18 protein-coding genes are annotated in these 22,697 nt (G+C 53.2%); 7 read left to right on the forward strand and 11 right to left on the reverse strand.

Annotated elements, in window-relative coordinates:
* Positions 1–50: 50 nt before the first annotated feature.
* Positions 51–1,109, reverse strand: a complete 1,059-nt coding sequence (locus NXS99_RS05845; protein ID WP_259287722.1) for a Cj0069 family protein — start codon at positions 1,107–1,109, stop codon at positions 51–53.
* A 440-nt stretch (positions 1,110–1,549) separates the two neighbouring features.
* On the opposite strand from NXS99_RS05845, the gene NXS99_RS05850 reads away from it, so the two are divergent.
* The 3 genes from NXS99_RS05850 to NXS99_RS05860 all read left to right on the forward strand — a co-directional run bounded on the left by NXS99_RS05850 (position 1,550) and on the right by NXS99_RS05860 (position 4,853).
* On the forward strand, positions 1,550–2,431 hold the full coding sequence (locus NXS99_RS05850; RefSeq protein WP_259287723.1) for a sulfurtransferase: 882 nt from the start codon (positions 1,550–1,552) through the stop codon (positions 2,429–2,431).
* Between the two features lie 267 nt (positions 2,432–2,698).
* Entirely contained in the window at positions 2,699–4,471 is a 1,773-nt protein-coding gene (locus NXS99_RS05855; RefSeq protein ID WP_259287724.1) for an acetyl/propionyl/methylcrotonyl-CoA carboxylase subunit alpha, read from the forward strand.
* A 28-nt stretch (positions 4,472–4,499) separates the two neighbouring features.
* A complete protein-coding gene (locus tag NXS99_RS05860) occupies positions 4,500–4,853 on the forward strand; it encodes a hypothetical protein (RefSeq protein ID WP_259287725.1) in 354 nt (117 codons plus the stop codon).
* A 49-nt stretch (positions 4,854–4,902) separates the two neighbouring features.
* Here NXS99_RS05860 and NXS99_RS05865 read toward each other — a convergent pair whose 3' ends face one another.
* Both NXS99_RS05865 and NXS99_RS05870 read right to left on the reverse strand, forming a co-directional pair.
* Complete coding sequence (locus tag NXS99_RS05865) at positions 4,903–6,306, reverse strand: NAD(P)H-quinone dehydrogenase (protein ID WP_259287768.1); 1,404 nt, start codon at positions 6,304–6,306, stop codon at positions 4,903–4,905.
* A gap of 134 nt (positions 6,307–6,440) precedes the next feature.
* Positions 6,441–7,583, reverse strand: a complete 1,143-nt coding sequence (locus tag NXS99_RS05870; RefSeq protein ID WP_259287769.1) for an amidohydrolase — start codon at positions 7,581–7,583, stop codon at positions 6,441–6,443.
* Positions 7,584–7,876: 293 nt separating this feature from the next.
* Here NXS99_RS05870 and NXS99_RS05875 point away from each other — a divergent pair, with 293 nt between their 5' ends.
* A complete protein-coding gene (locus NXS99_RS05875) occupies positions 7,877–9,496 on the forward strand; it encodes a phospho-sugar mutase (RefSeq protein ID WP_259287726.1) in 1,620 nt (539 codons plus the stop codon).
* A gap of 85 nt (positions 9,497–9,581) precedes the next feature.
* Here the strand turns inward: NXS99_RS05875 and NXS99_RS05880 are convergent, their stop codons facing one another.
* Complete coding sequence (locus tag NXS99_RS05880; protein ID WP_259287727.1) at positions 9,582–10,061, reverse strand: helix-turn-helix domain-containing protein; 480 nt, start codon at positions 10,059–10,061, stop codon at positions 9,582–9,584.
* Between the two features lie 66 nt (positions 10,062–10,127).
* Positions 10,128–10,772, reverse strand: coding sequence for a uracil phosphoribosyltransferase (gene upp, locus NXS99_RS05885; RefSeq protein WP_259287728.1), 645 nt, complete (start codon positions 10,770–10,772; stop codon positions 10,128–10,130).
* A 167-nt stretch (positions 10,773–10,939) separates the two neighbouring features.
* On the opposite strand from upp, the gene NXS99_RS05890 reads away from it, so the two are divergent.
* Positions 10,940–12,172: a hypothetical protein gene (locus NXS99_RS05890; RefSeq protein WP_259287729.1), complete on the forward strand. Its 1,233-nt coding sequence runs from the start codon at positions 10,940–10,942 to the stop codon at positions 12,170–12,172.
* Positions 12,173–12,242: 70 nt separating this feature from the next.
* Here the strand turns inward: NXS99_RS05890 and NXS99_RS05895 are convergent, their stop codons facing one another.
* The gene (locus NXS99_RS05895) at positions 12,243–13,109 is read right to left on the reverse strand and encodes a hypothetical protein (RefSeq protein WP_259287730.1); all 867 of its coding nucleotides are present in this window, start codon (positions 13,107–13,109) and stop codon (positions 12,243–12,245) included.
* A 33-nt stretch (positions 13,110–13,142) separates the two neighbouring features.
* On the opposite strand from NXS99_RS05895, the gene NXS99_RS05900 reads away from it, so the two are divergent.
* Positions 13,143–14,369 carry a D-alanyl-D-alanine carboxypeptidase family protein gene (locus tag NXS99_RS05900; RefSeq protein WP_259287731.1) on the forward strand — a complete coding sequence of 409 codons (1,227 nt, stop codon included), beginning with the start codon at positions 13,143–13,145 and terminating at the stop codon, positions 14,367–14,369.
* Here NXS99_RS05900 and NXS99_RS05905 read toward each other — a convergent pair.
* The 5 genes from NXS99_RS05905 to NXS99_RS05925 all read right to left on the reverse strand — a co-directional run bounded on the left by NXS99_RS05905 (position 14,353) and on the right by NXS99_RS05925 (position 19,985).
* Positions 14,353–15,429, reverse strand: a complete 1,077-nt coding sequence (locus NXS99_RS05905) for a YhjD/YihY/BrkB family envelope integrity protein (RefSeq protein ID WP_259287732.1) — start codon at positions 15,427–15,429, stop codon at positions 14,353–14,355. The two genes, NXS99_RS05900 and NXS99_RS05905, sit on opposite strands and share 17 nt — an antisense overlap.
* A 102-nt stretch (positions 15,430–15,531) precedes the next feature.
* Complete coding sequence (trpS, locus tag NXS99_RS05910) at positions 15,532–16,566, reverse strand: tryptophan--tRNA ligase (RefSeq protein WP_259287733.1); 1,035 nt, start codon at positions 16,564–16,566, stop codon at positions 15,532–15,534.
* Entirely contained in the window at positions 16,566–17,471 is a 906-nt protein-coding gene (locus tag NXS99_RS05915; RefSeq protein ID WP_259287734.1) for an exodeoxyribonuclease III, read from the reverse strand. The genes trpS and NXS99_RS05915 overlap by 1 nt, the downstream gene beginning before the upstream one ends.
* 5 nt (positions 17,472–17,476) lie before the next feature.
* Positions 17,477–18,694, reverse strand: coding sequence for an MFS transporter (locus NXS99_RS05920; protein WP_259287770.1), 1,218 nt, complete (start codon positions 18,692–18,694; stop codon positions 17,477–17,479).
* Between the two features lie 115 nt (positions 18,695–18,809).
* Positions 18,810–19,985, reverse strand: coding sequence for an HNH endonuclease (locus NXS99_RS05925; protein ID WP_259287735.1), 1,176 nt, complete (start codon positions 19,983–19,985; stop codon positions 18,810–18,812).
* Between the two features lie 293 nt (positions 19,986–20,278).
* Between NXS99_RS05925 and NXS99_RS05930 the strand changes: the two genes are divergently transcribed.
* Positions 20,279–22,495, forward strand: a complete 2,217-nt coding sequence (locus NXS99_RS05930; protein ID WP_259287736.1) for an NADP-dependent isocitrate dehydrogenase — start codon at positions 20,279–20,281, stop codon at positions 22,493–22,495.
* The last annotated feature ends 202 nt before the right edge of the window (positions 22,496–22,697 follow it).

A 22,697-nucleotide genomic window follows, 5' to 3' on the forward strand; every position in this document is an offset into this window, starting at 1 on the left:
AAACTGCGATAAACGCTGCAGCTCGAGACGCTAGAGCTGCACATGAACAGTTATGCAAACTTCTTTTCTACACGCTCGATTGCTTCCTTCGCCACGAGCTCTTGGATGCCCATGTCCAGCTCGGAGGTGAAGCCCACGCAGGAGCAGTTGATTTCGCCCAAGACGTAGGTGTCTTCGCCGTTTTCACCATCGGCAAGCATGAAGTCTGCAGTCCAGATCAGTGGGATATTATCGCCACCGAGCTTTTCCGCAATGGTTGGGCGGGCAGCAGCGAACTGATCAACCAGTTCTTGCCATGCTTCTGGCTTGTCGTAGGTGTACTTTGCGCCAGAGAACAAGGTTGCCGAGAAGTTGTCGCCACCAGCGGCTGGCTTCTTGTGGACAACGAATACTGGGTGTGGGCCAACCATCAGGATGCGGATTTCGCCTTCAACGATACGTGGCATAAAGCGCATATCGACAAGCATGCCGTTATCGCCAACGATGTACTGCTCACAGAAGTCCATGAAATCACCAAGGGTGCGAATCTCGGTGTGGTTATCCACAGCCTCGGTACAACGCAGCACAGTCTCTAATGGCAATGCAGTACCTGGTGCAACTGATGCAGCCAGTTCTTTATCTTCTAACTGCACACGCCAGATACCAGAGCCCGTGGAACCACGGTTTTGCTTTAAGACGCGCTCGCCATAGGACAAAGAAGTTGGGAAGGTGTTGTGGAAGGTTTCGACATCGTAATATGCGTGGGTATCAGATGGCACCAAGTCGGTGTCATTGAGTTTGACCAACGCATCTTTCGCACCATAGGCCATCATTTCGGTTGGGGTAGACATACCTACCAGGCCAGCGTCGGAAAGCTTGGTGAGCAGTTCGAAATAGCCCTTTTCGCCACCTGGGATATTACCTGGGTTCACGCGGGAAATATATGCATCGAATTTTGTAGATACATATTCGAACAACTGCTCAGACCATTCAGGGCGGTAATAGACGACCTCTGCGTGCCAGCCAGATTCCTGAATTGCCTTCACGATCGGCATGGTGTCTTTGCGGTGTCCGTCGAAAGACTTATCTGAGCCGCCTTCAACTTCGAATACAACAATGCTCTTATGCATATGGATTTTCCCTTCTTTGTGCCGCACGGAACTCCATAACAGGAATTGTTCTCCGCGTGGCGCGATTAAAACTCGCGATTAAAACTGCAGTGGGCTTACGTTCAGGTAAGCAACCAGGCTTGTGTGAGAACAGATCAGTCTCAAACCGAAATTGCGCTAGTATGCCAACAACTGTTGTATCAGTGCTGTCTTGCTACCGTCACTGTGCCACTCACTATTGTAGTAAGAGCTGTGGTGCCGAAGGCTTAAACAGCGTCTGTGCCCACGTACCTCTAGGGTAACCGAAAAGAGTGACATTTACCGCAAAAGTGCCAACTTAGTAATAAAGCGCACAATATGGGGGTAATACTGATAGCACGTGTTTCGTTGTCCTTTTGTCTTCCAAAGTGACTACTATAATCACCAGAAATCAGACGTCTTAATTTTCATGAAGGTGCGCTATGTCCATCCCTTTTGATCCACACCCATTATTGCAAGACTATGCCCACCCAGAACGTCTTGTGTCTGCATCTTGGCTCTCTGCGCGCTTAGGTACTCCCGGATTGCGCGTGGTTGAATCGGATGAAGATGCCCTGCTCTATGATATTGGACACCTGCCAGGAGCAGTTCGTATCCACTGGAAGCGTGACTTAAACTCACCATTGCAACGCGATTTTATTCAGCCGGAAGAATTTGCCAAGTTGATGGAATCAAAAGGCATTGGTCCTGACGATACTGTGGTGATCTACGGCGATAAGTCAAACTGGTGGGCGGCATATACCTTCTGGGTCTTTTGCTTATTTGGCCACAAAGATGTGCGCCTGCTCAATGGTGGCCGCGATGCGTGGATGGCCGAAGAACGCGACACTTCCTTTGTTGTGCCTGAATATCCAAAGACCAATTACCCAGTACCAACGCGCAATGATGCACCTCATCGCGCGTTTGTGCAAGAAGTTCTCGAAGCTATTACGCACAGCTCTGCAACGCTTCTCGACGCACGGAATGCCAACGATTATGCTGGCATTGTGCCAGAGAATCAGTCCCATCTGGAAACCTTGCGTCATGGACATATTCCAGGTGCTCTGAATATTCCGTGGGATAAATCTGTGTATCCGAACTCGCGGTTCCGTTCATTCACCGAACTTGAGCAACTCTATGCCGAGATTCCAACATCCCAGGAAACGTTGGTCTATTGCACCTTTGGTCATATGGCAGCGCACACCTGGTTTGTGCTGAAATTCCTCCTCGGCCGCGACGAAGTTCGTAATTACGATGGTTCATGGACTGAGTGGGGCAATATGATCCGGATGCCAATTGAGCACGGTACGCCAGCTGAGTCGTAACACTTTATATATTTGAACCGACGCTATAAACGTATGACCATCTTGCTCGGTACACAACCGCTACCTGTGTTACCAACAAGTGTGCAACAATTAAAGGAGCAGCGCGCCTGACAGCTTCGTGCATTTTTGTATGCAAAAGTATATGGCAAGGATTCCTTGCCGTTATCTTTTGCTACATCGTGTGCATGATAATGCACTTGCGATATGCTCAGGCGCACACTACAGCGAATAGGCGAACCGTCTTGAACCATATGAGGAGCACGTCACGTGACTATTGAACCAAGAACTATCACCAAGGTACTGATTGCGAACCGTGGAGAAATTGCCGTTCGTGTGATTCGTGCTGCTCGCGATGCAGGTATCGCCAGTGTGGCGGTCTACGCCGAACCAGATGCTGATGCTCCATTCGTCGCAATGGCAGATGAAGCATTTGCTCTCGGTGGAAAAAATTCCGCAGAGTCGTATCTTGTCATAGAAAAAATTCTTGATGCTGCAGCGAAATCCGGTGCAGATGCCATTCACCCTGGCTATGGTTTCTTGTCGGAAAACGCCGACTTCGCCCAAGCCGTGCTTGATGCTGGATTGATCTGGATTGGCCCATCGCCACAATCAATTCGCGATTTAGGTGACAAAGTTACCGCACGTTCAATTGCACAACGCGCACAAGCACCAATGGCCCCTGGCACCCAAGAGCCAGTCAAAAGTGCTGCAGAAGTCGTCGCTTTTGCTGAGGAATACGGTTTACCAATTGCTATTAAGGCAGCCTTCGGCGGCGGCGGACGTGGCATGAAGGTGGCCTACACCATGGATGAAGTTGCTGAACTATATGAATCGGCAACTCGTGAAGCAGTTGCAGCATTTGGCCGCGGTGAATGTTTCGTCGAACGCTACCTCGATAAAGCCCGCCATGTGGAATGTCAGGTGCTGGCCGATATGCACGGTAACGTCATTGTGGCAGGTACTCGCGATTGCTCCTTGCAGCGTCGTTTCCAAAAGCTGGTCGAAGAAGCCCCTGCCCCATTCTTAACCGATGAGCAACGTCACGCTTTGCATGAATCTGCCAAGCGCATTTGTAAAGAAGCTGGCTACTACGGTGCTGGTACCGTCGAGTATCTCATCGGTGCCGATGGCTTGATTTCCTTCCTGGAAGTCAATACGCGTTTGCAGGTTGAACACCCTGTTACAGAAGCAACCACTGGCATTGACCTGGTGCGCGAGCAATTCCGCATTGCAGAAGGTTTAGAACTCAAACTCCTAGAAGATCCACAACCACGCGGCCATGCATTCGAATTCCGCATTAACGGTGAAGATGCGGGCGCGAATTTCATGCCAGCCCCTGGCACGATCACTCGCTACCAAGAACCAGCAGGCCCTGGTGTGCGCGTTGATTCTGGCGTGGTGGCAGGCTCTGTTATCGGTGGACAATTCGACTCCATGCTGGCGAAGCTGATTGTTTTTGGCGAAACCCGCGAACAAGCATTACAACGCGCACGCCGCGCGCTGGATGAATACACCATCGAAGGCATGCCAACCGCCCTGCCATTCCACCGCCATATCGTGTCCAACCCGGCGTTTGTTGGCAATCAGGCAGGCTTTGAGGTGTACACCAAGTGGATCGAAGAAGCCTGGGATAACCCAATTCCAGCATATGTGGATCCAGCCGAAGCATTTGAGGATCCCGATACTCTGCCAAGCCAAACTGTGGTGGTTGAAATTGATGGCCGCCGCGTTGAAATTGCCTTACCTGGCGAACTCAGTTTCGGTGGAGCACACACTCGCAAGCGCGCCAAGAAACGTCGTTCCTCTGGTACACAAGCAACTATTTCTGGTGATTCCGTCACCGCGCCAATGCAAGGAACGGTCATTAAAGTCAATGTTGCTGATGGTCAAGAAGTTGCCGAAGGCGATGTTGTTGTCGTCCTGGAAGCCATGAAGATGGAAAACCCAGTCAAGGCGCATAAAGCAGGTGTGGTTACCGGCTTAACTATTGCTGCTGGCGATAGCGTGACAAAGAATCAAGTTATTCTGGATATTTGCTAAGCCCTACGCAATATTAGGAGTCTGATCAATGCTCGATGTTGTGGAGATTAATGGTGGGCGCGTCTATTTGCGCCCCCTCCACGACGACGCGCGGATTAGTGATCGTGCTGCACTACGCCAGCTTGGCAAAGACCCAACCGCCTTCTTCGAACATGCGCGGCACTCGAGCACCGATTATTATTGGGCGATTTGCGAACAAACCAATGTTGCAATGATCGCGCTTGCGCTTTACGACGGCACGCAGATCCACACTTACCCCATTGGCGATCCCAACCGCATCCTGCCCAATGATCCGGTTCTCAGCAGGCTCACTGTGGCTCAAGCAGCCGAACAAGGACACGCAGTATTACAGCGCTACCTGGCACAACAACCACGCACATAGAAAAACGCCACCTGCATCAATAGGTGGCGTTTTTAAATGCTTCTAGCGTTTAGCCGAGATCATCAGACTGGACGAGCTGACGCGCAGCCTCAGTTACCGAGCCTGAAAGGGATGGATACACCGCGAAAGATTCAGCTAACTGCTTGACAGTTAAGCCGTTGGTGACTGCCACCGAGATTGGCAGGATCAGCTCCGAAGCGGTTGGAGCCACAATCACACCGCCAATGACAATCCCTGAATGCTTGCGGCAGAAAATCTTGACAAAACCATGACGCAAGGAACGCATCTTCGCTCGTGGATTTCGCGGCAATGGCAACGTAAAGGAACGAGCAAGAATATCGCCAGATTCGACTTCTTTTTGCGTAATACCTACTGCTGCAATTTCAGGGCGTGTAAACACAGCTGTTGCAACTGTTTTCAGGCGCAGTGGCGAAACGCCGTCACCAAGCGCGTGATACATCGCAATACGGCCTTGCATCGCAGCAACCGAAGCCAGCGGGAACTGATCAGTACAGTCACCTGCCGCATACACACCAGCAACGGATGTACGGGAAACACGGTCAACAATAATATGACCAGAGTCGGTGGTTTCCACACCAATTGCTTCCAACCCTAGGTTTTTCGTATTCGGCACAGAACCAACCGTCATTAAGGCATGCGAGCCAAAGATTTCACGACCATCAGCCGTGCGCACGCACACGCCACCATCTTCGGTACGCGTGACAGACTCAACACGAGCATGCTTTTCCAGCGATACACCGCGTTCTTCCAACACGGTTTCCAGAACATCGGCAGCATCAGCATCATCATGTGGCAAAATGCGGTCACGCGAGGCCACCATGGTCACCTTCACACCTAGCTCGGCAAATGCAGATACAAATTCAGCACCAGTCACACCCGAACCAACCACAATCAAATGCTCTGGTAGTTCCTGAATCTGATAAATCTGACGCCACGTTAAAATTCGCTCACCATCAGGCTGTGCACCTGGCAAAATACGTGGGCTCGCACCTGTTGCCAACAACACCAGATCGGCTTCGAGTGTCTCTTCAGAACCATCCGACTTTGTCACCTTCACATAGTGCACAGTTTGTTTGGTGCTGTAATCATCAAACACGCCATATCCATCAATGATGCGCACGCCAGCACTGGCAACAGCAGCGCGAATATCCCCCGACTGCTCATCAGCGAGTTGCTGCACGCGCTCATTCAGGACGTCGATAAGCAAATGCGCTTCGCCAATGCCCTTATTCAGGCCCATATCATCGGCGCGGCGCAAGTCAGTTTTAATATTGGCACCAGCAATAAACGATTTCGAAGGCACACAGTCGTGGATCACAGCCGAACCACCTAACCCACTGTTTTCAACGAGGGTAATGTTCGCACCATATTTCGCGCCTGTCAGAGCAGCTTCATAGCCAGCTGGGCCACCCCCGATAATCACAATGCGCATCGCTTGAATAGACAAAAATCCTCCAAAGAACTGTAAAACACGCGTATCTCACACGCATGCAGGCAACCACGGTTGCCCCTAGTCTAGTTCGTTGTTACAAAAGTCACTATTTTATCCCCCCGCTCCAGGTGGAATTAACTGACAGCTGACGCTTCTTCCGCCGCAATTACCCCAGCAAATAATTGAATACCCACTGGAATACTGTTCTCGTCGGCAAGCATCGTTGCTTTATGCAAATCCCCCTGCGGACCAACACCATCCCAACAGCCCAAACGTGCCATTGCGCCTGGAACATGCTCCAAGAACCACGAAAAATCTTCGCCACCCGACGATTGCGAAGCCGCAACCACCGCCGCAGGATCACGTAGCTGCACAGCGGTCGTCAGCATTGCCGTCGCAGTTGGGTCGTTGACCACCGGAGGCACGCCCTTGATGTAGGTCAGGGAGTACTCGCAACCAGTCGGCGCCACAATCTGCCCTATTAAGGACTCCAAAAGTGGCTCCAACTCGCGCCAGGTGTGAATATCCCCAGTACGAATGGTGCCGGTGACGGTACCAGTTTCAGGAATCGCATTCGGTGCAGAACCAGTGTGCAACGCACCAAAGACCATAACCGTTGCCGTGCGCGGATCAACCCGGCGCGAGAGCAACGCTGGCAAATCTGTCACAATTTTTGCCAAGGCGTACACCACATCAGCGGTTAAATGCGGACGAGAAGAATGTCCACCGGGGCCACTAACCGTAATTTCCACGACGTCGCCAGCAGAGGTAATCGGGCCAGTTTTTAAGCCCACCATGCCAGTTTGCAGCTTCGGCTCGGCATGCACCGCATACAACCGACGCACGTTCTCCAGCACATTCAGCTTCACAATATTTTTCGCGCCGGAATCCATCGCCTCTTCTGCCGGCTGGAAAATAATTCGCACCCCAAGACGCAAAAGTCCCTGTTCATGTGCAGCAGCCAGCGCGCATGCAAGCCCTAAGGCCACCGTCGTATGCACATCATGGCCACATGCATGCATAATTCCCGCTCGTTTCGAAGCAAACGCTGCGCCCGTATGCTCCTCAATTGGCAAGGCATCAATATCGGCGCGGAATCCGATACGCGATTGGGTCTGTGGTCCGATATCCACAAGCAGGCCAGTGTCTGGAAACAGCTGTGGCTCTAATCCATGCTCGCGCAAAATCTTCGCGATCGTAGCAGTGGTCTCGAATTCTTGGTCGGAAAGTTCTGGGTACTGATGAAAATTGCGACGCCACTGGAACAGTTGCTCCATATGCTGGGCTAACCACTGATCAACAAACTCTGGAAGTGAATCTGGAAGTTGGTGGCTGGTCACAAGCGAATCCTCTCAATCATCTCTTAAGGAAATTAATAGTACTCGCACTAGTGGCAGAAACGCAGATTTTCAATGAGGTTGCGAGGCGGTAGCGTTTCTGGAAGCGTCAAGGCGTGCGGCGGTGGGCGTCGAAAAGCAAGCAGCGAAAACGTCTACCCATAGCGCAACTACCAGCATCCAGCGTAGACTGAGCAGCATACTTGTTGCCTGTTTTGAAGAAAGATTCCACCATGAATGATGAACTTTCCTTTGGCACAGCTGGTCTGCGCGCTCCAATTGGGCCAGCGGCGCACCAGATAAATGTTGGGCAGATCACGAGGATTACCTCGGCGGTTGCGTCCTGGTTGCGCGAGCATGCGGCCGAGCATGTACGACAAGACGAACAACGGCGAGGTTACGACAGTCTGCAATCGTTTGTGATTGGGCAGGCTTTTCATGAAGATGACCATGCACCAAAAGTGGCGGTGGGGTATGACTCGCGCTATGGCTCACATGTCTTTGCCACCACGACCGCAGAAGTTTTCGCAGGTGCCGGTTTCGAGGTGTTTTTGATGCCAATGCCAACCCCAACGCCAATGATCCCATGGTTGGTGCGGGCGTGGGGCTTAGATGGAGGTGTGCAGATTACGGCTTCGCATAATCCTTCTGGCGACAACGGGTATAAGGTCTATGGTCCGAATGGTCGGCAAGTTACCCCCGATATTGAGCATGTCTTGGAACAAAAACTTGCCACGATTCCTCCTGCAGTCGACATTCCGCGCGTCACCGTTCGTCCGCATACCGATTTGGTGCGCCGCTACGTTGAAGACATCGCCGAGTTGGTAATCCCGCATAATGCTGATTTGTTGCGCATTAATAATGAACGTGCCTCGATCACCATTGCAGTAACAGCGTTACACGGCGTTGGCGGGCGCGCGGTGCTACAGGCACTGCAAACGGCAGGTTTTGCCCAGATTTATCCTGTGCAGTCGCAACAATATCCCGACCCGACGTTCCCGACAGTCAGTTTTCCAAGTCCTGAAGAGCCGGCTTCGCTGCAGGCGTTACTCGAGCTTGGCGCGGAAGTGTCTGCAGATGTACTCATTGCCCTTGATCCTGATGCGGATCGCTGCGCGGTGGGAGTCCGCACGAACACTGGCGAGTTCCAAATGCTCACTGGCGACGAAACGGGCTGTTTGTTGGCCACCAGGCTCGTCCCTGATGCACGTGAAGGTCAGCCGCGCCCACTCGTGGCGTCCTCGCTGGTCTCATCAGAGCTGATCACCCATATTGCACGCGAGCACGGCTGGGACCTGCGCCGCACGCTGCCTGGTTTCAAACACGTCAACGCTGCCGCCGGTGAGCTGAGTTTGTGCTATGGCTACGAAGAAGCAATGGGCTTTTCACCTGCGCCTTGGCTTGTCGACGACAAAGATGGCATCGCTACTGCCCTCATTATGTGTTCATGGTCGGCCGAGCTGAAGGCCAAAGGCCTCACTTTGGCAGACGAGCTGGATTCCTTATATCGCAAATACGGTGTGTTCAGTGGCAAACAATTTGCGTTACGAACTTCTGCCCCAGAAGAAGTCCTCCAGCTTGGAATTCTGAATCCGCCGACGCAATTGCTTGATATTCCGTTGAGCGCGCAGCCAATTATGAGCCTCGATGCTACTGGCACCGCAACTGCCATTGGGCTGAGCTTAACTGGAAGCTGCGAGATTGGTGATATTCGGATTCTCGCGCGTGCATCTGGCACAGAATCAAAGGTCAAGATGTACCTTGAAATTATGCAGGCACGTTCGCAGCAAGAATCAGCGGTACTGATTGAGCAACTTGGCGAAGCCTTCCAAGAGTATTTGACAGCCTTGTAGCCGTTGGCTTGACGACGCACACAGGTTGCGACGCCACTTCTCAGCGATGTCCACGTTAAGTGTGCACGTGCGCCGGCCGCCTGCCTTAATCCTCAAGATCCTCAAAGTTCCAGTAATCGAACTCAACGTCTTCTTCCCACTCTCCAAACGCAGGCGGGTCAGAAATATTCCCTAATAGGACGTAGGCTTCGGAATACGACATCGAATCTTGTTCACTCGCCGGCCACTCGAGAGAACATTCCACAGGATCATCGCCTAATGGTGGGCAAATACCACCAACCAGTTCAGTCGCATTAGGCAACAGCACTGCTGGTGGCACGTGCAATCCTTGCGCGATTTTGTAAATCGTGGAGAGATTCGGGTCACTTAAGTCTTCGTTGTTGTACCGATTACGTTCAATATTGGCAATGGTTCTAGCCGAAATACCGCTTAATTCAGCGAGTCGATCCAATGGCACACGGCGCATGAGTCGAACAGCACGGATGCGTTCGCCTAAGCAATATCCATAGCTTGGCCAACTCAGCCAACGCGGTGAAGAACGATCGTCGTTAAGCCGTGGAGCCATCACAATACCTTCACACAGCGTGGCCGGTAGTTGAAGGAGGAAAACGACCAGCCACGCATGTCTCTTTTACGGTGCAGACAGGTCGATATTTCGTGGACCATAGAGGCGATCACCGGCGTCGCCAAGGCCAGGGACAATATAGGCGTCGTCGTTCAAGGTTGGATCAATCGTGGCGGTCACCAAACGAACCGGATATCCAGAATTTGCCAATGCGTCCACGCCTGCCTGGGCAGACACCATGCACACTGCCGTAATATCCGTAGCACCGCGCTCTGCCAACATGCCAAGCGCGTGCAACAAAGAACCACCGGTTGCAAGCATTGGGTCAACCACAAAAACGGTGCGACCACTCAAATCCTCTGGCAGCGCTTCAAGATATGGCACAGGCTCATGAGTTTTTTCATCACGGGCTAAGCCAATAAAACCAACCTGGGCGTCTGGAATCATTTTCAGTGCCGGATCAATCATGCCAAGACCAGCACGAATCACAGGAACAATAATTGGTGGATCTTGCAACCTTGTTCCTACCGTCTGTGCAACTGGGGTGGTCAGCGGGAACTGCTCAACAGCAAGCTCGCGGGAAGCTTCGTAGATGAGCATGGCGCCGAGATCTGCAAGAGCTGCGCGGAAGGCGGCATTATCGGTGCGCTCATCACGCATAATCGACAAGCGAGAGGCGGCAAGAGGGTGATCCACAATCAAAATATCCATACTGGTAATGGTAGCGCGTTTTCCGTTTCCCTATTAAGGAAATCTTGTCCGAATTGATCACATTTGTGGTGTTTTTTCCGCTCGGCAGATACCGCGTCCAAACTTCCACCCCCACCATGCAATGCCCTGATGTATCTTCCTTCCGAAAACCGCTAGAATAGATGCCCATGACGAATAAAGGCATTATCCCAGTAAAACTGTCGCTGACTAAAGGTGACTACTACACCTTGTGGGCACCTTCCTGGCGAGAGCACGGCGCAGAATGGCAAGCATTCTTAGGTGCACAAGAAGAACTGTTCCTCTTTGAGTCACCTGCAGAAATGCTGGTTTATTTAGAACAAGATAATTCTCACGATCTGCGCACCCATCCAAAATGGAATGCCTTTGCACATCTCCCCGCTCATCGCGTGGTTCCAACCGAGAAGCACCACTACGACCTCATTGGCGTACCAGCATTGCTGGCCGATCGCCCATCCTATGAAAACGTTGCAGCAGTGGCCCGCGATTTCAAGATCACACGCAGCTTTGGCGACGTCACGGGCGAAACCTCAATCCAGGTCTTTTTCTCGTCACACTCAATTCTTGCCAATACCTCCCGCGGTTCAGAGCACTTCGCGGGTCCAGCAGGTCTTGCGGAATGGACTGCAATTGGCCGGGTAATTGTTGCAAACTGGGATAAGATCATTGACACCGTCGATACGCTCGGCACGGTGAAAAAGGTTGCCAGCGAAGAGGAACTTAAGGACGCCAAGGAGCGCATTCGGGCTGCACAGGCCGCCGCTGAGGAGGCTCGCAAGGCAGAAGAAGCTGCGAAGCAGGCTGACAAGGCAGAGATTGATCCGTACGACACCACTATTTGGGCGCAGGCCGGTATCGATCCAGTCAAGATTTCCATCGACGGTCGCACCATTTACACCCTGCGCACCTATGTGGCACACAAGCCAGTATTCTTGGGTAAATACGGCGAAATTTTCACCTTCTCGTCCTCGAAATCGCTGGTTCGCTGGCTTGTCGAGCACGATAATCACGATCTCGCCAAAGTCTCTACCTGGAAAGACATCCTGGTTGAGGCCAACGCCGGCAACCTCAGCGTTACGGTGCACCCAGACAACGTCTACTCCTTCAATGGCATCGCACGCGATATCCACGTAGGCCCAGAAAAGGTTGAAACCGCACAGCTTCTGCGCGCCTACGAGCTGCTTGCCGACGCCGCCGACTGGGCCGCTGACGACTCACTGAACTCCTTCTTCCTCACCAAGCCACGCATGCAGGACTATATTGCCTACCTCACCGGGGCAACCAACACCGCAGGTTATCGCCCAACGGCACCATATGACGAGCACGTTGCCGACTGGAAGGCCATGGAAGAAATGCTCATTAAGCGCTTCTCGAAGTTCTAAACCACAACTTCGATTCGCCAACGGGACGATCACAAACACCACCATCGGTGTTTACGATCGTCCCGTTTTGTCATGCTTCAGTCAAGCCGAGATCTTCAGGGCGAATGCCCATTTCAGCAAGCCACAACGGATCCACTCCTATTAAGGAACTTTTGGGATCAGGTTGGTCGGCCAAAGCATCGGATTCTGACTGAGATTGGGGATCTGTTTGCGGCTGCTCGGAGGCGTCGTCAAGCACAAAAGCCGGATTGACGACCTGCGTGAGCAACTCCATACGCACATCCGCGCTCACAAACGCCGCCTCCATCGCCCGGATAATCAAGCGGTGCAGCTGCGCCAAGCCCAACTCCTGCGCCTCGATAAAATCCGCGTCGAGCAGGTCCACCGATACCTCGAAACCGAGCGAGTCCAGCACTGCCAGCGGATAATCCGCCAATGACTCAATCTCGCCGGCTGCCAACGCCGCCGCCGGCTCTGCGATCAGCGGAAGACGACGATCGCGAATAAACGCCGCCTCCGGTGAGAGCACAATCTCACCAGTTTCCTTAATAGAGAATTGCTCGACGAGCTCTGTCACGCCCCTCATACGCGAGGCGCCATAATACAGCTGTTGCGCCACCGGGCCGTCGAATTCAAAGGGAATACACGAGCGTCGTAACGCATGCGCAATTTCCGGCACACTCGTGCGCGCGCCAACCACAACCCCGGTCTCGTCTTGCAGAATCCGCTCGACATCGCCAAGAGTTTCGCATTGCACAATCCATGCCTGCCCGCGCGCCGGGTCGAACTGCTCCCAGGTGGTCAGCTGCTCGCTATAAAAAATATTCGGCGGTAAAGGCTGGGGCAGCTGCGAGCTTAACGACGCCAACGGCAGGTGCTCAACCTCGGCTGACGAAAGAGGTTCAGAATAATTTTCGAAATCGGGAGTGTCTTGCATGCTTTTTAGCATAGTCACCGCCACGATAAAACCATGCATATTTCACGACGCCTGCTCGCACTTAGCCTCAGCTGCCTCTTGCTCCCGGCGCCTTCTGTTCAAGCGTTTGTTCCAGCACCGCGCGCCACGGCCCCAGATACCAGCGGCTGCCCATATAAAGAAACTGTGGCACCACCGATCGGGACCGAAGAAATGCTCCCACCTGGGGCAACTACCCCTGCCCCGCTGCCAGTCGGGCCGAATTCATTAGGCACCTGCGGGACGATCGCTGCTGCTGGCATGAAAGTTCCAGAAGCACAGACCGCCAGTGCGTGGATCGTGGTGGATATTGATAATGGTGATATTTTCGGCGCAAAGGATCCGCACGGGCGGTATCGACCAGCCAGCATTATTAAGGTAATCGTTGCACTGTTGGCAATCGAACACCTCGACTTAGACAAAGAAGTGGTGGTGAGCGCAGAAAGTGCTGCTCAGGAAGGCTCTGCCGTTGGTATTGTCCCAGGTGGGCGTTATACCATTGAGCAACTGCTGTATGGGCTGCTGTTGCAGTCTGGCAATGACGCCGCCCACGCCTTGGCACAAGCCCTCGGTGGTGATGACATCACCTTGAAGATGGCCAATGATCTCGCTCAAAGCCTCGGTACCACTGACACGCGTGTGACCAGCTATTCTGGCCTCGACGCAGCAGGGCTCTCCACCTCAGCCTACGACATGGCACTACTCTACAGCCACGCCTTTCAAAACCCGACCTTCGCGAAAATGCTGACCGTCGACCACGTCGATTTCCCAGGCCAAGGCAACCAACCAGGTTGGCAAGTCTGGAGTAACAACGGACTCCTCCTGAACGATCCCGCAGCGCTCGGCGGCAAAACCGGCTACACCGACGAAGCAAAACACACCTTCGTTGGAGCCAAAACCATCAACGGACGGCGTCTGCTGGCCGTTGTCCTCGACACCACCGTCGACAAGGGACGAGCGTGGCAACAAGCGCAGCGACTTCTCGATGCGGCGGGGGATGCGAAGGAGGCGATTGGGGTCTTAAAGCCCGAAATCCCTATTAAGGAAACTTCCACAACCACAACTACTAGTGCAGACATAGCTATAAGCACTGCACCTGCGGATTCATCCTCCCCGTCCCTTAATAGGGGAAACACCAACCCAGCGCCATACGTGGCAGGAGGATTGGTGTTATTGGTACTTGTCGCAATGCTCACCTGGTGGCTGGGTGGCAGGCGTAAGAAATCTACTTCCGCAAAATAGTGCTGACTACAGCGGCGGTGGCTGCACCAAGGGCCACGCCTACACCGAGGTTGCGCGGAGCATGTTCCTGAATAGGGAGTTCTTCGCGCACTCGAATAATTGCCGGTGCCGGAGCATCGAGAAGCGCGATGGCCAGTGATTCTTTGGTGGTCGCTGCCCATGCGGAGCAGTACAACAAAATGCGCCAGATGAAGTAGAACAACACCATCACGCCGATAATTGGGCCGAAGGTGGCGCCTGCCGGATTGTTTAATGCGCTGGAGAAGAAGATTGAGCCAAGCTGCTTGAAGACTTCGAATGCCAGTGCCCCGATCAGTGAGCCTTTCAGTGCCGAGCGCCATGGGACTTCGCCACGCGGGAGCTGCTTGAGCAGCCAGAAGAATACCAAGAAGTTGGCCAGCAAGCCCACGCCGATTGCGACCGCGCTGACGACGTAGGTGATACCCGGCACGGTGTCGAGGCGCATGAGGGTCAGAAGTTTGATCGTCAGGCCGGAGTTGCCCAGGGCGGTGACACCAAGGGCCAGGATTAAAAGGGTCAGCAGGATGACCAAGCCGAGCAGGTCGACAAGTTTGGTTTTGAAGAAATTGGCTTCGGCAACTGGGTATTTCCACATTTTGGACACGCCGTAGCGCAAATTATTCATCCAGTTCAGCCCCGACCACAAGGCCGTAATACCACCGACGCCGAACATAGCGGCACGCTGATCAATCGCAGTGGACAAGATGTCCTTCAGGATCTCCCCCATCTGGCCATCCACCGAGCTGGTGATGCGCTCATTCAGACTCAGCAGCATATCAGGGTTGTTTGCAAGCACCGTGGCCACAACTGCTATGACGAGCAACAGGATTGGGAATAAGCTCAGCACCGAAAAATAGGTGATGCCGGCCGCATACTGATTGCCACCTTGCAGACCATAGCGCTCGTTCATCAGCATAATGTGATCGAACCACTGCCATTTCAACCGCAGCTTGTCGATCAAGCTAGGACTATCGGAGGTGACGCGCTCGATGCCGAACTCGTCGGTGTGATTCGGGTTTTGTTGGGTTGTTGTAGCCACGTATCTTTTCCTATTAAGGGAATTGGGAGGAGGATATTAGTTTCAAGCCTATATCGAAAAACCCGCTGACGAAAGTAGTGTCAGCGGGAAAAAACTCTGTGGTTATCGTTTTGGAGGCAAGAAACCGACCCGATCGTAGACGTCGATAAGCGTGCGTGATGCGATTTCACGCGCTTTTTCGGCGCCAATGGCAAGCACTCGCTCGAGCTCGGCTTGATCGTCCATGTACATCGCGAACTTCTCGCGCAGCGGTGTGACGAACGCTTCCAGCGCCGCAGCGGTATCGGTCTTGAGCGCGCCGTAGCCCTGGCCTTGATAGCTGGCCACCAAATCATCGATGCTTTGCGACGTCAAGGCGGACTGGATGACCAACAGATTCGATACCCCAGGCTTGTGCTCCCGGTCGAAACGGATCTCGCCATCATTATCAGTGACTGCGGCCTTAATACGCTTTGCCGACACCTTCGGGTCGTCAAGCAAATTGATCAGGCCTTTTTCATTCGTCGTGGACTTCGACATCTTCGAAGTAGGCTCCTGAAGATCATAAATCTTCGCCGCGCCCTGCGGAATCATCGCTTCTGGAACTGGGAAGGTCTTTTTAAAGCGCGTATTAAAGCGCTCTGCCAAGGTACGAGTCAGCTCCAAATGCTGCCGCTGATCCTCGCCAACCGGCACCAACTGCGGACGGTAGAGCAAAATATCGGCGGCCATCAACATCGGATAGGTAAACAGACCAGCAGAAGTACGATCCGCACCACGCTTTGCCGACTTATCCTTAAACTGCGTCATGCGACCTGCCTCACCAAAACCGGTCAAACAAGTCAGCACCCAGGCAAGCTCCGCATGCTCGTGCACATGTGATTGCACAAACAGCGTCGATTTCTCTGGATCAATACCCAACGCCAACAATTGCGCAGCACCCGCAATCGTGCGCTTGCGCAACTCTTTCGGATCCTGATCAACCGTAATCGCGTGCAGATCAGGGATAAAATAGAACGCATCATAATCATCTTGCAGCGCTATCCACTGCTTGAGGGCACCCAGAAAATTGCCCAAATGATACGAATCCGCCGTCGGCTGGATGCCCGACAGCACACGCTGTTTACGTTGAGGTACTCCTGAATCAGTCATAACCATTATCCTAGTGAAGAATAAGTCACCGTCAAAGGAGCATGATCACTCCAACGCATTGAATGATCCTTCGCCTTAAAGACCTCCGCCTTCACTGCACGACGCAACATCGACGCGGTCACCGCCTGATAATCAATCCGCCAGCCAGCATCATTGGCAAACGCCTGGCCACGATACGTCCACCAGGTAAACGGCGCATCCTCAGGCTGCAACCGACGCGCCACATCAAACCACTGAGGATCAGGATCCGGCTGACGAGCTGAATCGGAAGTATATTCCACAGCACCGGCCCAGACGCCGGAAGTTGGGTCTTGGGGGGTGGTGTCGGGGAACGTGCCAAAAACCCTATTAAGGAACATGCGCTCATCCGGGAGGAAACCGGAAGAGTTACGATTCGTCTTGAAATTCTTTAAGTCCTGCTCGCGGTGGCAAATGTTCCAGTCGCCGCCGATGATCATGGAATCATTCTCCGCCGCCTTATTAAGGAAAGGGTCGAAAACATCGAAGAAACGATACTTCTCGTCCTGCTTCTCAGTTCCTGCAGCACCCGACGGCAAATACAAACTCGCCACCACCACATCAACGCCATCGTCTGGATACGTGCCCTGAATATAACGACCCGAATCTTCGAACTCCGGCAGGCCGATGGAGACGTCGAAAAGCTCGCGCTTCGACAAAATGCCAACCCCGGCGCGTCCTTTCGCGGCTGCAGGGGCGCCATAATAACACCAGCCTTCGCCTATTAAGGGTGCAAGGGCTTTCTCAGTGTCTTTGTCCGATGCGCGTACTTCTTGGAGCAGCACCACATCTGGATCCTCCCCTAATAGCCACGGGATGAATCCTAAATTTTCCTCCGAGCGTTGCTTGACCGCCGCGCGGATACCATTGACATTAACTGTCGTAACTTTCATAATTATTATCCCTTAATACCTTCAGCTTTACGACGCAGAGCAAAAGCTCCTGCCCACAATAAAATTGCCAATGCTCCCAAACCAGCGCCCACTAACGCAGGAGCGGCGTAACTGTATCCGGCAGCGATGACGGCGCCGCCGATGGAAGCACCTGCTGCATTCGCTATATTAAGGGCCGAATGGTTCAAAGAGCTGGCCAGAGTCTTGGCTTTACCGGCGACATCCATGAGGCGCAACTGCAGTGAAGGGATCAGCATCGAGGCTGAGCCGCCAAGTACAGCGAAGTTTATGATTGCGGTGTATACGTTGCCGCTGAGGAAATAGAATGACGTCAAACTGATCGAGATTGCTGCCAGTGAGACGAAGATGCCGTACTCAACGCTCCAGTCGGAAAGCCGTCCTCCCAGCCAGTTACCAATTACCATGCCGACACCATAAATGCTTAATGCCAGCCAGACTAAGTTTGGGCTCAGGCCGGCGTGCTTGGTCAGTGTCCATGAGATGTAGGTATAGACAGCGAACATGCCGCCGAAGCCAACAGAGCCGATTGCAAGTGACAACCACACTTGAATGCGCTTTAATGAGCTTAGCTCTTCCAGAGGGCTCGTTGCAGGCATTTCGGTCATGTGAGGCATGACGAACCAGATCATAAGCAGCGCCGCTAAGCCTATTAAGGTGACAAAGACGTATGCTGCGTTCCAAATCGTGGCTTGGCCAAGCGCTTGCGCCAGCGGCACGCCGATCAGGCTCGACAATGGAAAGCCCATGCCAACAAACGCCAACGCGCGACCGCGAGCACCTTCGCGAGCTAAAGAGGCCACGACAAGTGAAGTCACTGAGAAAAAGGCGCCATGCGGGAGGCCTGCGATGAAGCGGCCTATGATCATGAATTCAAAGGACATAGCGAGGGCGGTAAGACCGTTGCCAATCACAAACGCTATTAAGAGCGCTAATACTAATCGGCGGCGCGGAATACGACCGGTAAACACTGTAATTAAAGGCGCGCCAAGCATGACACCAAATGCATAGACTGCAATGGCGATGCCTGCCTGAGCTTCGGAAATTTGATACGCCTCTGCAATATTGCGCAGCAGACCCATCACCACGAATTCAGCAACGCCCACACCAAAAGTTCCTAATCCGATCGCAATGAACACAAGCATGCGCTCGCGTTCGGAGATATCAGTCTGGCGCGGTATTTTACGCTGGAATAATCCCTTAATAAGGGAAGAAGATTCTAAATTAGTCGACACCTGTGCAGATAATACCTGCAAGCTGGATCTTTTTCATCTTTCCCCAGGCATGCGCAGTTGCCAGCTGTAGAAGTGATACAGCTGGTTACTGGCGTGCGTGCATTCGTTGCGCTGCAGCTATCCCATTAAAGTGCTGCGCGGGATGCATATTTTGGCGTATTCGGCCGCGATAATCCTCATACCATACGAGGGAAGTCTTCGGATCTTTAAGAATCCGCCCGTGTCTCTTAATAGCGGGATCGTCGTCATTTTCAAGATTATGCTTCCGACACAGCGGACACAGGTTCTCTAATACAGTCATGCCGCCGCGCGTAAACGCCTGAATGTGGTGAATTTCGCAGCGCACCGCCGGCGTATCACAGTCGGCATGCTGACATACGAGGTGGCTAATGATGGTCAGGAAACGATCCGATGCATCGGCCAGCCGCTTGATTCCGAAGATTTTTTGTGGCCTTGCGACGCCATCGACATCCGGCCCGCACGCAACGGCAAAGCCGAATTCTTGAACGCGCGCATCGATAAGGTCGCGCAGATCCATCACCGCGCCATCGGTATTGACCACTTTGCCAGTGCGCAGCAGCTCAGGATCATCGACCGGAATCAGCAAACATGGCCGGTGACGAAGGTCGAGAGGGTTGTCACGGTTTTCCTCGGCCTCGTGATGCTCGTACCTATCAAGAACATTTTCCTTAATAGGGAGACAACGATTCACCAGCGCCATCGCATGCCCTTCTGCCTCACTGACCGCCTGCCCTTGCGCCGCCAACGCACGAGCCTGCGGAGTAAGGGTTGCACGAAGTCGATCAATGTGCTCAGCCGGCATTTTCGCGATCATGTATTTCATGCCTTCGCTGTCGGCTTTCGCGGCGTAGCGCAGGTACAAGGCACGAACGGGCTGGTAGCCGTCGTTAAGCTCTGCGATGAGCTTACGAATGTGCAGCTGTAATTCGCGGTGCGACAAGTTCGCGCAGGTGGTAATAATTTCCTGGCGTAGTTGCGGCACGTTGACATCGGGATTTTTCAGGCGCTTCTCAAGAGAGGAAATTTCATGCAGCCTGTCGACGCTGTAATGATGCTCCGCTGCCAACGAAAGATCGTGCGTATTAAGGGCCTCGCCGATTGCCTGGAGGAGCGAGGCGCGGCTCAATGGGATGTCCATGTGGTGGGCAAGTTCGGTGGTGGACATCCGCGATTCTTTGACAGCCGCAATCAGCTCGGCACCGCGTGGGGCGAGCGTGGCGTGCATGTCAAGAATGTTCATACCTGCATGAAAACAGGTTTGGGAAGGCTTTTCAACTGAACTTGGTGTGATAAATATCTGGGAACCGAATCGGCGGCGAAACCGTCTAATTCTAGTTTGGGGTTTTTGCGTTTCAGCGAAGTTTCACCAAGACAGTTTCCTTAATAGTAGGACGCTTGTACTGTTATTACCCCCGCCCCTACCCAAACATTTGCCTGCTCATCAATAGAAATGGTGTATCTCCGTGGTAAATCACCACCTGAAAAGGTATCCTGAATAGTTGTAATTTACGCTTGCTCTATTCAAGGAGACTCATGGCTAAGATCATCTGGACTCGCACCGACGAGGCCCCACTACTTGCTACTTATTCCCTCAAGCCGATCGTTGAGGCTTTTGCTGCGACTGCTGGTGTTGAGGTCGAAACCCGTGACATTTCATTAGCGGGTCGTATTTTGGCTCAGTTCGCAGAGTTCCTGCCTGAGGAACAGCGCGTCGAGGACGCTTTGGCTGCTTTGGGCGAGCTCGCGAAGACCCCTGAGGCCAATATCATTAAGCTGCCAAATATTTCCGCTTCTGTTCCGCAGATGAAGGCCGCGATTGCCGAGTTGCAAGCCAAAGGCTACGCGCTGCCTGATTATCCTGACGCTCCTGCAACGGATGCCGAAAAGCACATTCGCGCGCTTTACGACGCTGTCAAGGGTTCGGCAGTCAACCCAGTTTTGCGTGAGGGCAATTCTGATCGTCGCGCACCTGTGGCGGTCAAGAATTTCGCGAAGAAGAATCCACACCGCATGGGTGTCTGGAGCAGCGACTCTCGCACCAACGTGGCGACCATGGATGCCAACGACTTCCGCCACAATGAGAAGTCGGTGATTATGCCTGCCGATGACGTCTTGACTATTAAGCACGTTGCTGCAGATGGCACGGAAACCATTTTGAAGTCTGACCTGAAGGTTCTTGCCGGCGAGGTCATCGATGGCACCTTTATGTCTGCAAAGGCTCTGGATGCGTTCTTGGCTGGTGCCTTGGCTCGCGCCGAACAAGAAGGCGTGCTTTTCTCCACGCACTTAAAGGCAACCATGATGAAGGTTTCCGATCCAGTGCTGTTCGGCCACGTGGTGCGCGCATACTTTGCTGATGTTTTCGCTCAGTACGGCGATGTTCTCGAGGCACACGGTCTGAATGGCGAAAATGGTTTGGCTGCGATTCTTTCCGGTTTGGATGAGATTGCCGAAGGCGCCGCTATTAAGGAAGCATTCGAGGCGCGCCTGGCACATGGCCCAGCGCTCGCAATGGTCAATTCCGATAAGGGCATTACCAACTTGCACGTGCCTTCCGACGTCATTGTTGACGCCTCCATGCCTGCAATGATCCGCACTGCTGGCCACATGTGGAATGCTGATGGCCAGGAGCAGGACACTTTGGCGGTCATCCCTGATTCTTGCTATGCAGGTGTCTACCAGGCAGTTATTGAAGACTGTAAGGCAAATGGCGCGTTCGATCCAGCCACCATGGGCACTGTGCCAAACGTTGGCTTGATGGCGCAAAAGGCTGAAGAGTACGGCTCCCATGATAAGACCTTTAAGATCACCGCTGATGGTACCGTCAAGGTGGTTAACGCTGCCGGAGTTTCCTTAATAGAGCATGAGGTTGAAGCCGGCGACATCTGGCGCGCCTGCCAAACCAAGGATGCTCCTATCCAAGATTGGGTGAAACTTGCGGTCACGCGCGCTCGCCTTTCGGGCATGCCGGCTATCTTCTGGCTGGATCCTGAGCGTGCACACGATCGCAACATCGCGGCACTCGTCGAAAAGTATTTGGCGCAGCACGATACAACCGGTTTGGATATTTCTATTCATTCCCCTGTTGAGGCCACGAAGATTTCCGTTGAGCGCATCCGCCGCGGCGAGGACACTATTTCGGTGACCGGCAACGTGCTGCGTGACTACAACACTGACCTCTTCCCTATCCTTGAGCTGGGAACTTCCGCCAAGATGCTTTCGATCGTGCCGCTGATGGCCGGCGGCGGTCTGTTCGAAACCGGTGCGGGCGGTTCCGCGCCGAAGCACGTCCAGCAGGTTGAGGCGGAAAACCACCTGCGTTGGGACTCCCTCGGCGAATTCCTCGCCCTCGCCGAGTCCTTGCGCCACATCACCAACGCCGGCGGCACCGCAAAGGCTGCTGTGCTGGCAAACGCACTCGATAGCGCAACCGAGAAGCTTCTCGACGAAGGCAAGTCACCTTCGCGTAAGGCTGGCGAAATCGACAACCGTGGCTCTCACTTCTACCTCACGCTGTTCTGGGCACAGGCATTGGCCGCCCAGACTGAAGATGCAGACCTCGCGGCAACATTCGCGCCAGTTGCAGAGGCGTTGGCAGCCAAGGCAGATGCCATTGATGCCGAGCTGCTCGCAAACCAGGCGACCGCTGCAGACCTCGGTGGCTACTATGCTCCTGACGAGGCAAAGCTGACTGCTGTGATGCGTCCAGCGGCTGATTTCAATGCGATCATTGCGCAGCTGAAGGGTTAATCACAAACCCACACCCCAACCTCCTATGAAGGACAGTATTTCCTTCATAGGAGGTTTTGGTTTGTAGACCACTTTTTCCACCTCGTGAATAAAATTATTTCCACCCATCTACCTGCATAAAACATAACCTAATAGACAGAGCGGTTTATTTTACTTGCAAACATGAGTACGGTTTTCAACAACCCTAAAAGTTCCGATATCT

The sequence above is a fragment of the Corynebacterium sp. HS2168-gen11 genome, from assembly GCF_024834075.1.
Lineage (GTDB): Bacteria > Actinomycetota > Actinomycetes > Mycobacteriales > Mycobacteriaceae > Corynebacterium.